Source organism: Burkholderia sp. A9, from assembly GCF_000801975.1.
The window spans coordinates 44,659-58,921 of sequence record NZ_JSZN01000002.1; the positions used below are offsets into that span (position 1 = coordinate 44,659).

Genomic DNA, 14,263 nt, shown 5'->3' on the forward strand with positions numbered 1-14,263 from the left:
GCGATGCAACCGATCCGGACGATGCGGCCGGCCGAAGCCGGCTTCGCCGCGGCCGCGCGGCGCCTGCTGCGCGCGAAACTCCCGCCGGCCGCGCTGCTCGCGGCGGCGGCCGTGACCGTCGCGGCCGTGGTCGCCGCGACCGGCTGGCGCGCCGCCGGCCCCGCGCCGAGCGCCGCGCAGCTCGACGAGTGGCAGGCGATGGTCACGCAAGCCGTCGAGCCGCACGCGCTCGCGCAGTTGCGGACCCTCGCACGCCGCGGTTCGGGCGACGCGCAGGCGGCGCTCGGCATCGCGCTCGTCGATGCGCGCGAGCCGGGGCTGCGCGACGAAGGGCGCGGCTGGCTGGAAACAGCCGCGACGGCGGACAGCAAGGCCGACGCGCCGGCTGCGCGGCGCGCGCAGCTCGCGCTCGGCAAGGCGATGCTGCTCGGCAGCAGCGACATCCCGAAAGACTACACACGCGCCCGTGCACTGCTCGGCGAAGCGGCCGGACAGGGCGATCCGGCCGCTGCGTATTACCTCGGGCTGATCTATCGGAGTGGCTACGGCACCGCAGCCGACCCGGTGCAGGCCGCGCACTGGTTCGGGCTCGCGTCGCGCGCGGACATCCCGGCCGCGGACTTCATGCTCGCGAACGCGTACCGCGACGGCAGCGGCGTGCCGCGCGACGAAGCGCGTGCGCTCGCGCTGTATCGCCGCGCGGCGGAACACGAGTTGCCGGAAGCAGTGCAGACGCTCGCGATGGCGTATCGCAACGGCGAGCTGGGGCTCAAGCCCGACGCGGATGAGTTCCACGCGCAGTGGATCGAGACCGCGCATGCGTTGAAGCATCCGGTGGTGGCGCCGTGAGGGTGGTTCGGCACGCGCCGCTCCAAACGCGACCCGGCGCAACAGCGACGGCCTGACGCCCATGATGCGACGCCCCGCGCATCGACTGCTTCGCAGCGGATTCGATCTCGCGGCGTCCACATATCGGTGTGAAGGCCGGGTGCCGTGCCGGCGCCGCCGCCTCCCGGCGGCGCGCTGATCCTTGTATCGGCCCGCGCGGGCACGGTGCTGAAGGGCAGACGCCGGTCGCCTGCGAAATGACGTCGGAGGAAGACAGCGAGGCGCTCGAGCAAATGGACATTCATCGAGCCGCGCGGCGAAACAGAGTCAATTGAGATCGATCTTCGTTCCGATTGATTGGTTACCGGCCTCGCCCCCAGCGATAACCACGCCAGCCGCCGATTACCGAGACCACAACCACGGACACGAACCAACCGGCAAAAAAACGGGTGGCAATCTGCGGATGCGTATCGAACAGGCTACCTCGTCCCTGAAGAATCAAAACGCCGAACAAATACAATCCGCCCCAACAAACAAGCGTGGCGATGAAAGCGCCTGCAATTGCACCGACGATGGGCCCCAATAATTTCATTTGATCGGAAAGAACAAGATTTTTCTTGACCGACGAAAATCAGACCACAATCCCGGAATCACGACATTCCAGCGAGTCCGGAGCCCGGTACCGAATCCCGTTAGTTTTTCGCCATTCCATAGATCGATGTGGCCGCCGCTTGCATTTCCCTCTGCCTCCCCGTCGCGAGTCCAGTAACCATCAAACATGATGATGCCGGTTCGCCCCTTGACTCTATCCCGCCAGTCCTTGCCGGTGACGTTTTCCGCCTGTCCCAGCCCCGCGAAAGGTTGCAGCTTCAACCATTCCCCGAGTTCGTTGGCCCGTGTGGCGGTCGCTTTTCCATTCAGCAGAATTCGCCCGATGCTCGACTGACCACCGAGCGGCTTGACCAGCTTCGATGAAAAAGACTTCATTTCGATGCCAACGCGGTGAAAGGTAACGCTTATGCGGATGGCACATTGATTGGTATAAGCCGGATTCTCATAGGGATTGCCCGACGGGTAGGCGTCCCACAGCTCCTTGAATGTTACCGCCCTCAGTTGCACGCCCTTGACGGAATCCGGCCTCGCGTTCGTTCTTACCGTGGTCGGGCTGTTTGGCATGGCGTCCAGTCCTTGTGTACAAGCGCGTCTTCGCCCCAATAGATCGTGTAACTGTCGGCGGTCTCGGAATGGATGCGTGGCAACAGGCCGTCTCCGCTCACGTGCCCAGCGAAAGTGCGCCCGTTACTCGTTTCGATCAGATATGGATAGCTCTGCGGTAACGTGGTGCCAATGGCGGCGCGCACCTGTTCGTCGTGCCTCTCGGATATATCGGCATGCGTCGCTGTCGTCGCCTCCGCCGGCGCGATGCTTGCGGCCGGGATACGTTCCGCTCCACCCAGCGCCGCAACCTCGTGCGACTCGAACGTCATTGTCATGTTGCGTTCTGCATAGAAAGTCGGCGACGGATTGCATCCACACACATTGATATCGCCACTCAACGCCCAAGGTTGGCCGTTCGACCCTGTGCCTGGCCAGCGTGGCCCTTGCGGCGCGATAAACCCTTCCTGCTTGCACGCCATGCAGTAAGTCTTCATATAAAGCGTGGCGATATTCACGCTCGGCGGCGGGTCCGAACAGGTCACATCCGCGAGCCCCTCGGTAATCACCGCGCTACCGCCCCGATCACCTTTGGCGAGAAAATAGCGAATCATTCAGTGCCACCTCGGCACGTCATTGCCGAACGCTTCACGACCGTGAACATGTCAGCAGATACCAGGCCGCTACGTTCCCGGCTGTCCGTCACGGTGTCGCCGTTATCCAGTTCGCTACCAACGAAAGCCAGCGGCTCGAAGCTGTCGTCATCCGTCAGCCCGAGACCGGTAATGATTCGCGCAGTCGAGCCATCCGCATAGTAGACAAGATCGCCTACGACGCCGGCCTTGCCGAGTCGAATGCCCGCATCCCACCGGCCGGTTGCTTCGCGCAGCACACCGCCTCGCGCAGTCGTCGCGCCACGTACCGCCAGTCGATGGCACAGCGGCGCGGATGGCGGTACAAAGCCGGGATCGAACAATCCGTCGATATCTTCATCTGCCGGCACACGGATTCCGCACGAACGTTGAAGTGTTTCGACAATACGGTCGCCGTTGCTCAATCGACTGCCCACCAGCGCAAAGGGCTTGTCGCAGTCAACCGCGTACTTGCCAGCGCCGTCCGAAATGACGGCCTCGCTGCGATCTTCGTAGGTCACGATATCGCCGACGCGGGCAACGACAAGCCCGATGACTGTCAACCCGCTGCTGGCCTGGGTCATGCGGCCGCCCCATTCGGTGAGTGCGCCCATGATGGCGAAAAGATGTGTCGGTGTCTTCGGCTCGCTAGTCATCGGTATCTCCTTTCTCGACAGTTGAGTGGCGGTTGCACCACACAAAATTGCACACGCGAGAACGAACATTCCATCAGACAAATTTGAATTTCTTATCAATAAAGGTCGTTTGAGTATGTTTATGTAATGAATGACGAGACCGGCTCGAGCGCTAACCCGCTCAGCAGTGGGCGCGCTCTGAAGTTCGACCTGATCAGATCCGGCACCCGCGCAAACTGGACATGGCGCACCTCCCGCCGTTCCTGACACCCAGCGCCTGCGCGCCCGACTTCGCAGCGCGCACCGCCCCCCTGTCGCTACAATAGCCACCATGAACGCCCCCACCTCCTCCGACACGCCCGACTCCGGCGACGCGCACATCGCGCGCAACCGGCTCGAGGCGCACCTGGACGCCGCGCCGCGCGCGTGGCCGCTCGACATCGTCGCCGCCACCGGCTCGACCAACGCCGACGTCGCGACGCGCCTCAAGGCGCTGCCACGCGCCGCGAACGCGCTGCCCGCGCCGCTCGTGCGCGTCGCGTTCGAGCAGACGGCCGGCCGCGGCCGGCAAGGCCGCCCGTGGTTCGCGCAGCCCGGCAACGCGCTGCTGTGCTCGGTCGGCTGCATCGTGCCGCGCGCCGTCGACGCGCTCGGCGGCCTCAGCATCGCGATCGGCGTCGCGCTCGCGGAAGGGCTCGCGGCGCTGCCGCTCGACGCCCGCACGCGCATCGCGCTCAAATGGCCGAACGACCTGCTGCTGACGGCGACCGACGACGGCACGACGCAGATCGTCGGCAAGCTCGCCGGGATCCTGATCGAAACCGTCTGGACCACCGCCGACGCGACCGCCGTCGTGATCGGCTTCGGCATCAACGTGCGAGGCGCGGAAGCGGTCGCCGCGCAGGTCGACGCACTGCGTGCGCGCGAAGCGACGCTCGCGAGCGGGCTGCCGCCGGCCGCGCTGTCGGCGGCGTGCGCATCGGCCAACCTCACCGATACGCTCGCCGCGGCGCTGAACGCGCTCACGCCCGCGCTCGCGCAGTTCGGGACCGACGGGCTCGCGCCGTTCCTGCCGCGCTGGCACGCGCTGCACGCGTATGCGGGACGCGAAGTCGTGCTGCTCGAACAGGGCGTCGAACGCGTGCGCGGCATCGCGACGGGCATCGACGCGACCGGCCAGCTGCTGCTCGACACGCCGGACGGCGTGCAGGCGATCGCGGCCGGCGACGTGTCGCTGCGCGAAGCGCAATGAGCGAACCACACCTGCTGATCGACGCCGGCAACAGCCGGATCAAGTGGGCGCTCGCCGACGCGCAGCGCACGCTGGGCGACACGGGTGCATTCGGCCACACGCGCGACGGCGGCGCCGATCCCGACTGGTCGAACCTGCCGCGTCCGCGCGGCGCCTGGATCTCGAACGTCGCGGGCGCCGACGTGGCCGCGCGGCTCGACGCACTGCTCGACGCTCGCTGGCCGGGCCTGCCGCGCACGACGATCCGCTCGCAGCCCGCGCAATGCGGCGTGACGAACGGCTATACGACGCCCGAGCAGCTCGGCAGCGATCGCTGGGCCGGCCTGATCGGCGCGCGCGCCGCGTTTCCGGGCGAGCACCTGCTGATCGCCACGTTCGGCACGGCGACCACGCTCGAGGCGCTGCGCGCGGACGGTCGGTTCACGGGCGGGTTGATCGCGCCGGGCTGGGCGCTGATGATGCGCGCGCTCGGCACGCACACCGCGCAGTTGCCGACGCTGACCGCCGACACCGCGAGCGGGCTGCTGGCGGGGGCGCAGGCCGAGCCGTTCCAGGTCGATACGCCACGCTCGCTGTCGGCCGGCTGCCTGTATGCGCAAGCGGGGCTGATCGAACGCGCCTGGCGCGATCTCGCCGATGCGTGGCAGGCGCCGGTGCGGCTCGTACTGGCAGGCGGCGCGGCCGACGACGTTGCGCGCGCGCTGACGCTGCCGCACACGCGGCACGACGCACTGATCCTGTCCGGGCTTGCGCTGATCGCCGCGGAAGCGGCCGCGCAGGATTGACGGAAACCGGCCGGCATTGCGCCGGCCGCGTCGACGAATGCCCGTGCCACGGGCTTCGTCACGGTGGCGACGAGTACACGGGCGTGGCCTGCGCCCCTGCAAACGCCAGGTCGCACCCACGGTGCGGCCGTCGCCGACGATCGCCGGCCACAACGAAAAAGCCGGCCATGCGGCCGGCCTGACTGAACGGTTGAACGATTGAACCACGACGAGGAGCGTCGACGATGCTGCGCTGGCTGATCGCTGTTCTCTTTCTCGCCAACATGCTTGCATTCGTGGTGGCGCGCGGCGTGTTCGGACCGCTGCCGGCGGCCGGCCCGCGCGAACCGGGCATGCTGTCCCGGCAGGTGCGGCCCGATGCGCTGCGCGCGATGCCGCTCGCGCAGGCGACCGACCAGCCCGTGATCGGCGGCCCGCTCGCCGCGCCCGCCGTCACGGCCGAGCCGCTCGCGGCATCTGCGCCCTGACGGCGCGACACCCGCGTCAGGGCTGCTGCGTGCGCACCTTCTTCAACAGCGCGGTGGTCGAGCGGTCGTGCTCGAACGGAATCGCGAGCGCACGGCCGCCCCAGCCGCGCACGATTGCCGACTCCGGCAACGCGTCCATGTCGTAGTCGCCGCCCTTCACGAGAATGTCCGGACGGACGGCCTCGATCAGCGACACGGGCGTCTGCTCCTCGAACTTCACCACCCAGTCGACGCTTTCCAGCGCCGCGAGCAGCGCCATCCGGTCGTCCTCGCGGTTGATCGGACGGTCGTCGCCCTTGCCGAGCATGCGCACCGACGCATCGCTGTTCACGCCAACGATCAGGCACGCGCCGAGCGCCTTCGCGTCGGCGAGATACGTGACGTGGCCACGGTGCAGGATGTCGAACACACCGTTCGTGAACACGACGGGCGAAGTCAGCGAAGCGCGCAGGGCAACGAGGGCGTCGCGGGTGATCAGCTTGCGTTCGAAGGTAGCGGGCATGATGGATGTCGGATCGAGTGAGCGGCGCGCCGTGCGCGTCGTGACGGAACACGGCGGCGCCAGTTAAAAAGCCCGCCGGACGGCCGGGCGGGCTTCATGCATCGGGCCTGCTGCAGCGCTCGCGACCGGCGGAACCTCACGCCGGCTGCGACGCCGCGCGGCCTCAGGCCGGTTGTGCGGCCGACGACGGGCCGCTTTCGGACTGCAGGCGGCCGGTGACTTCCTTGCGATAGCGGTTCAGCTCCTGCGCCGTCGCGAAGGTGCGCTCGAACAGGATCGACAGGTTGTGCAGGATCCGTTCGACGACCTTCTTTTCCCATTCGCCGTCGAAGCGGATCTGCTCGTCGAGCCAGCGCTCGAGCCATTCCGGATCGGGCAGGCGCGACTGCACGGTGTCGCGCGGGAACAGCGCCTGGTTCACGTGCAGGTTGGTCGGGTGCAGCGGCTTCTCGGTGCGGCGCGCCGACGCCATCAGCACGCCGATCTTCGCGAACGCCGCGCGCGCGACGTCGCCGCAGTTGTTCAGCGCCTTCTTCATGTAGCGCAGGTACGCCCCGCCGTGGCGCGCTTCATCGCGCGAGATCGTTTCGTAGATCTGCTTGATGACCGGCTCGGTGTGCCAGTCGGCCGCGCAGCGGTACCAGTGGTTCAGGCGGATCTCGCCGCAGAAGTGCAGCATCAGCGTTTCGAGCGGCGGCGCCGGATCGAACTGGAAGCGCACCGCGTGCAGCTCTTCCTCGGTGGGCACCATTTCCGGCCGGAAGCGGCGCAGGTATTCCATCAGCACGAGCGAATGCTTCTGCTCCTCGAAGAACCACACGCTCATGAACGCGGAAAAATCGCTGTCGTGCTGGTTGTCGCGCAGGAACATTTCCGTCGCGGGCAGCGCCGACCATTCGGTGATCGCGTTCATCTTGATCGTCTTCGCCTGCTCGTCGGTGAGCAGCGAAGCGTCGAACTTGTCCCACGGAATGTCCTTCTCCATGTCCCAGCGGACAGCTTCGAGCGACCTGTAAAGTTCCGGATAAAGCATGGTGTTCATGATGGTCCCACCCCTGTTCTGCGCAATGCGACTTCTCTAAACGTGACTGTTGCCGCGTAGGCGCGCGAGCGCGCTTTTTGCAGCCAAGACTGTAATTTTACGCGTGAATCCGGCCCCCGGACGCAGATTCCGCGTCCGGCAGCCGGGCGGCCGCGCCGCCGCCTTGAAGCACGCCGCGGCCCCGCTCCGCTCGAACGGAACCGACCGCGCGTGCCTGATGTGGGGGCCGGCGCAGGCCGGCTCGTTGGCGAGCCCGCCCCGGCGCCACACGGCCCCCGACGGGTTCCCGTGCGGCCGCCGGCCCGGCGGACTGCTCGATATGGTGTATACGGCGGCGGCCATGATAGCACGCGTGCATGACGGTTCCGAGACGCGAGCCCGGTCGCCGGCCGCCAACCGCGGTGCGACGATCGGTCGCGGGCGGCCGTCGCGAAAACACAACCGGCGCATCATCCGCGTACGTCCCGGGCGCGCCCCGATCGCTTCAGACCCGTATTTCACCCGCCGCATGGCCGCCGTCCGGCGGCGTGCCGGCCGTCAGCGCGCTGCCGCCGTCTGCCTGCGCGATCCAGTCCGCCAGGGTGTCGCGCTGCGCGCGCCCGTCGCGGTAGCCGAGCTCGATCAGCTCGCACGTGAACGCCTGCTCGAACAGCAGGTAGCTCGCGAACGACGCGCCGGCCGGCTGGCTGCCGCCGATCGCGCCGAGCAGCCCGCGCATCGTCGCCGGCAGCTGCTTCAGGTGTTTCGCGGCGATCAGCTCGATGCGCTCGGACGGCGCGATCGCGATCACATCCACGTGCCGCCAGCCGCTGTCCACTTCGATCTGGTGTGGCAGGTGCTCGATCATCCGGTTGATGTGCTCGATCCGCTCGATGTCCGAGCCGATCGAGTCGAGAAACACGCTCGCCAGCACCTGCTGGCCGATCTGCGCGAGCGTCGGGTAGCCGCGCACCCGCCCCGAGCCGTTCGCGGCGGGAATCTCGGGCCGCGCATCGGCCGCGCCGATCACGACGATCCGGTCCGCGCCGAAGTGAATCGCCGGCGACAGCGGCGCGACCTGCCGGATCGACCCGTCGCCGAAGTACTCGATCTGCCCGTCGAGCACGAGCGGCACGGCCGGGAACACGAACGGAATGGCCGACGACGCGAGCAGGTGCGACGCAGACAGGTCGACGAGCCGCGCGGTGCGCTGCGCGCGCCGCCACGCCTGGATCGGCTCGGCGGCCTGGTAGAAAGTCAGGTGCCGGCCGCTCGAATAGCTGAGCGCAGTGATCGAGAGCGCATGAAGCAGGCGCGCCTCGAGCATCTGCTCGATCCGGTGAAAGCTCAGCTCGCGCTGCAGCAAGTGCGCGAGCGGCGCGTTGTCGAGCAGCCCGCGCGGCGAACGGCGCGCGGCCCAGCCGAACGTCATCGCCGCGAGCCAGCGTGCGCCCGCCGCCGCGATGCCGAGCCAGTCGGTGCGATACACGTAGTCGGCGCGCAGCGGTTCCCAGAATTCGAGCAGCCGCCGCACGCCGTGAGAAAAGTCGTCCGCGTGGCTCGCGATCGACGTCGCATTGATCGCGCCGGCCGACGAGCCGCACACGACCGTGAACGGCACCGTATGCCGGTTGGGGTCGGCCTCGCGCGCGATCTCGGCCAGCGCCTTCAGCACGCCGACCTGGTAGGCGGCGCGTGCGCCGCCGCCCATCAGAACGAGCGCGAGCCGCATGATCGACCTGCTAGCCGGTTCGCGTCACGTCGAGCGCTTCGGCGGACGGGTTTCGGGCGACGAAGCGGCCGCCGCGCGCGCCGCGGCCGAGCCGGCGGGCTTCGCACGCTTCGCGGCCGGCTTGCGCGGCGCGGCTGCGGCTGCCGCGGCGGGGGCGGGCTGCTTCGCCTGCGCCGGCTGGGCGGCCGGCTCCGGCGACGCGTCGCCCGGCGCCGCGGGTTGCGCGCCCGGCTGGGCCACCGCGAGACTCGCGAGCTGGTTGAACTGCGCCTGCAGCAGGTTCCACCAGCCGGCCGGGTCGAACGCCTGCTGCGCGGCGTCGCCTGCCGGCGGCGCAGCCTCGGAGGCAGCAGCCTCGGCGTCCGGCGCGTGCCGGGCATCGGCGCGCGACGCGGACGCGGACGCGGCCTGTGCGGCCGCGACCGCCGCTTCCTCGGCCGCCGACATCGAGCTTTGCGCGAACGCGCCGAATGCACGCAGCGTCGCGAGCGTCGCGCGCTGCACCTCGAGCGCCTGGATCGCGGACTGCAGCATCCCGAGGTTGAGCTTGAGCCACTGCTCGACCGCGCGCAGATCGGTGATCCGCTTGTCGAGCTCCTCGACGCTCGTGAGCGGCGCCATCATGTCGGACATGCTCGACAGCGACGGCGGCAGCCCCGATGCGGCGCCAGGAAACGGCGCCATCCCGCCGAACGGCGACATCCGCATCATGTCCCACATGCGGTCGAGCATGTCGGCAGGCTTGAAACCGGCAAAGCCGGCGAATGGATTGGAGCCGGAGGCATCGGTGGTCATACGGGCATCCTGGTTGACTGGGTGGGCGAAGCGGCCGGCACGGGTCGGGCGGCCGCCTTGGGTTCGATCATAGCGCGCGTCAGAACGGTGCGTCGCCGGGGAAGTCGGGCGGGCGCCGCTCGCGCAGCGAACGGATGCCTTCCTGCACGTCGGGCCCCGAGAAGCCCATGAATTCGAGCGCGAGCGACGTATCGAACGTCGGTCCGGCGGTGCGCAGCCAGTTGTTCAGCGCGTACTTGGTCCAGCGGATCGCCGACTGCGACCCGTGCGCGAGCCGCTCGGCGACTTCATAGGCCTTCGGCAGCAGGTCGGCCGGCTCGACCGCGAGCGACACGAGTCCGATCCGCTCGGCCTCCGCGCCGCTCACCGGCTCGCACAGCAGCAGGTAGTACTTCGCCTTCGCCATCCCGCACAACAGCGGCCACACGATCGCCGCATGATCGCCGGCCGCGACGCCGAGCCGCGTATGGCCGTCGATGATGCGCGCATCCTTCACGGCGATCGAGATGTCGGCGAGCAGCCCGGCGACGAGCCCCGCACCGACCGCCGGGCCGTGCATCGCCGACACGATCGGCTTGCTGCAGTTGATCACGTTGTAGACGAGGTCGCGCGCCTCGCGCCACACGCGAGCGCGCACGTCGAAGTCGTTGGCCATCGCCTCGACGAGCGCGAGATCGCCGCCCGCCGAAAAGCCCTTGCCCTCGCCGCGGATCACCGCGACGCGCGTATCGGGATCGCGGTCGACGTCGCGCCAGATGTCGGCGAGCTCGCGATGCATGCGTTCGTTCGCGGTCGCGAGGCCGCTGCGGTTCGCGCCCTCGCCGCTCATCACGATGTCGAGCACGCCATGATCGCGGCGTGTCACCTTCAGTGCTTCGTACCCGCCGTATGCGGAAAGATCGGCCATGCGGAGCTCCCGGCGCCTTCAGACGCTTGAATCGAGTGTAGCCAAGCCCGCGCGGGCAAACATCAGGCGAAACCCGGCGCGCGGGCCGGAGCCGGGTTTCGCGCCGGCGTCAGGCCGCGCCGTCGGGCGGTGCGACCGACTGCTCAATCGCGCCGAAGATCGACTTGCCGGCCGCGTCGGTCATCTCGATGCGCACGGTGTCGCCGTAACGCATGAATTCGGTCTGCGGCGCGCCGTGCTCGATCGTCTCGAGGCAGCGCTTCTCGGCGATGCAGCAGTAACCGCGCTTCGCATCCTTGTTCGACACCGTGCCCGAGCCGACGATCGAGCCGGCACGCAGGTTGCGCGTCTTCGCTGCGTGGGCGACCAGCTGGCCGAAGTGGAACACCATGTCGGTGCCTGCGTCGGGCTGGCCGACCTTCTTGCCGTTCCAGTGGACGATCATCGGCCGGTGCACGCGGCCTTCGCGCCATTCCTCGCCAAGCTCGTCGGGCGTCACCGCGACCGGTGCGAACGCGGTTGCCGGCTTGCTCTGGAAGAAGCCGAAGCCCTTCGCGAGCTCAGCCGGAATCAGGTTGCGCAGCGACACGTCGTTCACCAGCGTGACGAGCCGCACGGCCTTCAGCGCGTCGTCGGGCGTCGTGCTCATCGGCACGTCGCCGGTGATCACCGCGACTTCCGCCTCGAAGTCGATGCCCCATTCCTCGGACGGGCACACGATGTCGTCGCGCGCGCCGAGGAAATCGTCGCTGCCGCCCTGGTACATCAGCGGATCGGTCCAGAACTCGGGCGGCATCTCGGCGCCGCGCGCGCGGCGCACGAGCTCGACGTGATTCACGTACGCGGAGCCGTCGGCCCACTGGAACGCGCGCGGCAGCGGCGCCATGCAGTTCGCCGCATCGAACGCGAACGCGTTGCGCGCGCGACCGTGGTTCAGCGCGTCGTACAGGTCGCGCAGCTGCGGCGCGTAGAACGCCCAGTCGTCGAGGACGCGCTGCAGCGTCGGCGCGATCGCATCGGCGATCGCCGCGGTGTGCAGGTCGCGCGACACGACGATCAGCTGGCCGTCGCGCGTGCCGTCCTTCAGCGATGCAAGTTTCATGGGGGTATCTGCCGTTGTAGTGACGATGGAGGGAATCTATTTTACGATGGTGAATCCGTGCGGCGCGCCACGATCGTGCACGCCGCGTTCGTCCCGATCCTTGCCGCATTTTCGCGCACCCGTTGCCCATGCCTGCCAGCCCGCTTCCCGATGACGATCTCGCTGATTCCGACACCGACGACACCGGCTCCGGCGAGCACGGCGAAGGCGGCGAGAAGGTCCGCTCCGGCATCCAGTCGATCGAGGTCGGCTTCCGCCTGCTCGACGTGCTGACGAGCGAGCCGCGCGCGATGATGCTGCGCGACCTCGCCCAGCGCGCGGGCATGAGTCCTGCGAAGGCGCACCGCTATCTGGTCAGCTTCTCGCGGCTTGGCGTCGTGGCGCAGGATCCCGTATCGGGCCGCTACGAGCTCGGCGGCTTCGCGCTGCAGATGGGGCTCGCCCGGCTGGCGCGTGTCGACGGCGTGAAGCTCGCGCGGATCGCGCTGACCGAGTTGCGCGACCGCGTCGACCAGACGGTCGGCATCGCGGTATGGGGCAACCAGGGGCCGACGATCGTGCACTGGATGGAATCGAGCCATCCCGCGAAGGCGTCGCTGAAGCTCGGCGACGTGATGCCGCTGCTCGGCTCCGCGACGGGCCTGCTGTTCGCCGCGTATCTGCCGCGCAGCAAGACCGCCGCGATGCTCGAGCGCGAGCTCGCCGATACGCGCCGCTCGCCGCATCACGGCGGCCCGCGCACGCTCGACGAGCTCGACGCGGTGCTCGCCGACGTGCGCGCGCACCAGGCCGCGCGCGTCGAAGGGATGCTGTTGCCGACGATCCACGCGTTCTGCATGCCGGTGTTCGATGCGGTCGGCGAACTCGCGCTCGCGATCGTCGCGCTCGGTCAGGAAGGCATGTTCGACATCGCGTGGGGCGGCGAGATCGACACCGCGCTGCGCGCGTGCGCGCAGAAACTGTCTTACGAACTCGGCTATAGTCCGGACGCGCGCGACGCCTGACACGCGAGGCGCGCGACACACGCGCGATCCACCGCGAACGCGCGGCGCATCCGGCGGTCCGATTGCTGTGACGCGCGTTGCGCACGGCGCGCCACATCCGCCCCAACCCTGTTCCGTTTCGCCGATGCCGCCAGCCGTCCCCCGTCCTCGCCACGCCCTGCCCCGCCATTGGCTGCGGGCGGGCGTCGCGCTCGTCGTCGTGCTGGTGCTGCACGCGCTCGCGGCGTTGTGGCTGACGCACAACCGCGCAGCGTTCACGCCACCCGCGCCCGCCGAGGTGCCGGTACAGATCGAGCTGCTGAAGCCGCAGCCGATTGCGCGCCAGCCCGCGCCGAAACCGGTAGAACAGCCGGCCGAGCCTGCGCCGGCAAAGCCGGCCCCCGTCGCACCGAAAGCCGCGGCGAAGCCCGCGCCGCCGCACGAGCCGGTCCTCACGTCGACGCAGACGGCCGAGCAGGGCGAGCCGCCGGCCGCCACCTCCGCCGCGAGCGGCACGGCGGCCGCAGCGGGCACGCAACCCGCATCGGCCGGCGGCGCCAGCAGCGCCGCGGCGCCCGGTCCCGCGACGAGCGGCGTGAAATTCGCCGCGCCGCCGTCCGGCGACCTGCAATACGACACGTTCTACAACGGCATGCAGAACATGATCGGCACGATTCACTGGCGTACCGACGGACGCACGTACGATCTGTCGGTATCGATGCCGGTGCCGTTCGTCGGTCCGTTCACCTATCGCAGCGAAGGCCGCGTGGATGCATTCGGCGTCGCACCCGACCGTTACGTCGAGAAGCGCGGCAAGCGGCCCGAGGACATCGCGATCTTCAACCGCGAGATCCGCCAGGTCGTCTTCACGCGCACGCCGAACAACGCACCGCTGCCCGACGGCGTGCAGGATCGGTTCAGCATGCTGATGCAGCTGTCGGGGCTCTTGCGCGGCAACCCGTCCGCGTACAAGCCGGGCGTCACGCAGCAGTTCTTCGTGATCGACAACAACAGCGGCGAGACGTGGCCGATCACGGTGATCGGCGACGAGGACGTGCAGACGCAAGCCGGCAGCGTCAGGGCCCGGCACTTCATGCGCCTGCCGCGCCGCGACGGCGACACGCGCCGCATCGACATGTGGCTCGCGCCATCGCTTGGCTGGCTGCCCGCCCGGCTCGTACAATCGGAACCGAATGGCGCGCAGATCGAGCTGCTGTGGCACGGCCGGCTCGCACCGCCAGGCGCGCCTTCCGATGCAGCACCGGAAGGCGGCACGACGAATGCACCCGCCGGTGCATCGGTGCCCGCCGCACCGGCCGCGGAGCCGGCACAACCCGTGCCGCCACCGGCAGTGCAACCGCCTGCATCGTCGCCTGCCGCGCCGTGATGAACGATGAACCGGCAATTTCGACCGATTAAAGCTATCGCCGAAATGGCCGATGACACTCTTTAACAACTATTTCGGTC

General features: G+C 68.7%; 16 protein-coding genes. 6 read left to right on the forward strand and 10 right to left on the reverse strand.

What is annotated here, in order from left to right; translation table 11 throughout:
- Window positions 1–3: 3 nt before the first annotated feature.
- Complete coding sequence (locus PI86_RS00595; protein ID WP_039317565.1) at window positions 4–849, forward strand: tetratricopeptide repeat protein; 846 nt, start codon at window positions 4–6, stop codon at window positions 847–849.
- A 340-nt stretch (window positions 850–1,189) separates the two neighbouring features.
- On the opposite strand, the gene PI86_RS16765 is transcribed toward PI86_RS00595, so the two are convergent.
- From PI86_RS16765 to PI86_RS00610, 4 genes are read right to left on the reverse strand one after another with little or no spacing between them, the layout of a single operon-like run.
- On the reverse strand, window positions 1,190–1,411 hold the full coding sequence (locus PI86_RS16765) for a hypothetical protein (protein WP_235362663.1): 222 nt from the start codon (window positions 1,409–1,411) through the stop codon (window positions 1,190–1,192).
- A gap of 5 nt (window positions 1,412–1,416) precedes the next feature.
- Window positions 1,417–2,004, reverse strand: a complete 588-nt coding sequence (locus tag PI86_RS00600; RefSeq protein ID WP_039317568.1) for a type VI secretion system amidase effector protein Tae4 — start codon at window positions 2,002–2,004, stop codon at window positions 1,417–1,419.
- Complete coding sequence (locus PI86_RS17570; RefSeq protein WP_235362664.1) at window positions 1,980–2,597, reverse strand: PAAR domain-containing protein; 618 nt, start codon at window positions 2,595–2,597, stop codon at window positions 1,980–1,982. Before PI86_RS17570 ends, PI86_RS00600 begins: the two co-directional genes overlap by 25 nt.
- Window positions 2,594–3,271: a PAAR domain-containing protein gene (locus PI86_RS00610; RefSeq protein ID WP_039317572.1), complete on the reverse strand. Its 678-nt coding sequence runs from the start codon at window positions 3,269–3,271 to the stop codon at window positions 2,594–2,596. Before PI86_RS00610 ends, PI86_RS17570 begins: the two co-directional genes overlap by 4 nt.
- Window positions 3,272–3,581: 310 nt before the next feature.
- Here PI86_RS00610 and PI86_RS00615 point away from each other — a divergent pair, with 310 nt between their 5' ends.
- The 3 genes from PI86_RS00615 to PI86_RS00625 all read left to right on the forward strand — a co-directional run bounded on the left by PI86_RS00615 (window position 3,582) and on the right by PI86_RS00625 (window position 5,754).
- Window positions 3,582–4,502: a biotin--[acetyl-CoA-carboxylase] ligase gene (locus tag PI86_RS00615; protein ID WP_039317575.1), complete on the forward strand. Its 921-nt coding sequence runs from the start codon at window positions 3,582–3,584 to the stop codon at window positions 4,500–4,502.
- Entirely contained in the window at window positions 4,499–5,287 is a 789-nt protein-coding gene (locus tag PI86_RS00620; RefSeq protein ID WP_039317578.1) for a type III pantothenate kinase, read from the forward strand. The genes PI86_RS00615 and PI86_RS00620 overlap by 4 nt, the downstream gene beginning before the upstream one ends.
- A gap of 224 nt (window positions 5,288–5,511) precedes the next feature.
- A complete protein-coding gene (locus PI86_RS00625) occupies window positions 5,512–5,754 on the forward strand; it encodes a hypothetical protein (protein ID WP_014895905.1) in 243 nt (80 codons plus the stop codon).
- A 16-nt stretch (window positions 5,755–5,770) separates the two neighbouring features.
- Here the strand turns inward: PI86_RS00625 and rfaE2 are convergent, their stop codons facing one another.
- The 6 genes from rfaE2 to PI86_RS00655 form a co-directional block, all read right to left on the reverse strand.
- Window positions 5,771–6,256 (reverse strand): D-glycero-beta-D-manno-heptose 1-phosphate adenylyltransferase, encoded by a 486-nt coding sequence (gene rfaE2, locus PI86_RS00630; RefSeq protein ID WP_039317581.1) that lies wholly within the window; start codon window positions 6,254–6,256, stop codon window positions 5,771–5,773.
- 163 nt (window positions 6,257–6,419) lie between these two features.
- Window positions 6,420–7,298, reverse strand: a complete 879-nt coding sequence (locus PI86_RS00635) for a diiron oxygenase (RefSeq protein WP_014895903.1) — start codon at window positions 7,296–7,298, stop codon at window positions 6,420–6,422.
- Between the two features lie 484 nt (window positions 7,299–7,782).
- On the reverse strand, window positions 7,783–9,009 hold the full coding sequence (locus tag PI86_RS00640) for a patatin-like phospholipase family protein (RefSeq protein WP_014895902.1): 1,227 nt from the start codon (window positions 9,007–9,009) through the stop codon (window positions 7,783–7,785).
- Between the two features lie 24 nt (window positions 9,010–9,033).
- Entirely contained in the window at window positions 9,034–9,804 is a 771-nt protein-coding gene (locus tag PI86_RS00645) for a PhaM family polyhydroxyalkanoate granule multifunctional regulatory protein (protein ID WP_039317584.1), read from the reverse strand.
- A 79-nt stretch (window positions 9,805–9,883) separates the two neighbouring features.
- Window positions 9,884–10,711, reverse strand: coding sequence for an enoyl-CoA hydratase/isomerase family protein (locus PI86_RS00650; protein ID WP_039317587.1), 828 nt, complete (start codon window positions 10,709–10,711; stop codon window positions 9,884–9,886).
- A 109-nt stretch (window positions 10,712–10,820) separates the two neighbouring features.
- On the reverse strand, window positions 10,821–11,813 hold the full coding sequence (locus PI86_RS00655) for a fumarylacetoacetate hydrolase family protein (protein WP_039317589.1): 993 nt from the start codon (window positions 11,811–11,813) through the stop codon (window positions 10,821–10,823).
- A 128-nt stretch (window positions 11,814–11,941) separates the two neighbouring features.
- Here PI86_RS00655 and PI86_RS00660 point away from each other — a divergent pair, with 128 nt between their 5' ends.
- Window positions 11,942–12,817, forward strand: a complete 876-nt coding sequence (locus PI86_RS00660; RefSeq protein WP_014895898.1) for an IclR family transcriptional regulator — start codon at window positions 11,942–11,944, stop codon at window positions 12,815–12,817.
- A 124-nt stretch (window positions 12,818–12,941) separates the two neighbouring features.
- Window positions 12,942–14,183: a DUF3108 domain-containing protein gene (locus tag PI86_RS00665; protein ID WP_039317591.1), complete on the forward strand. Its 1,242-nt coding sequence runs from the start codon at window positions 12,942–12,944 to the stop codon at window positions 14,181–14,183.
- The last annotated feature ends 80 nt before the right edge of the window (window positions 14,184–14,263 follow it).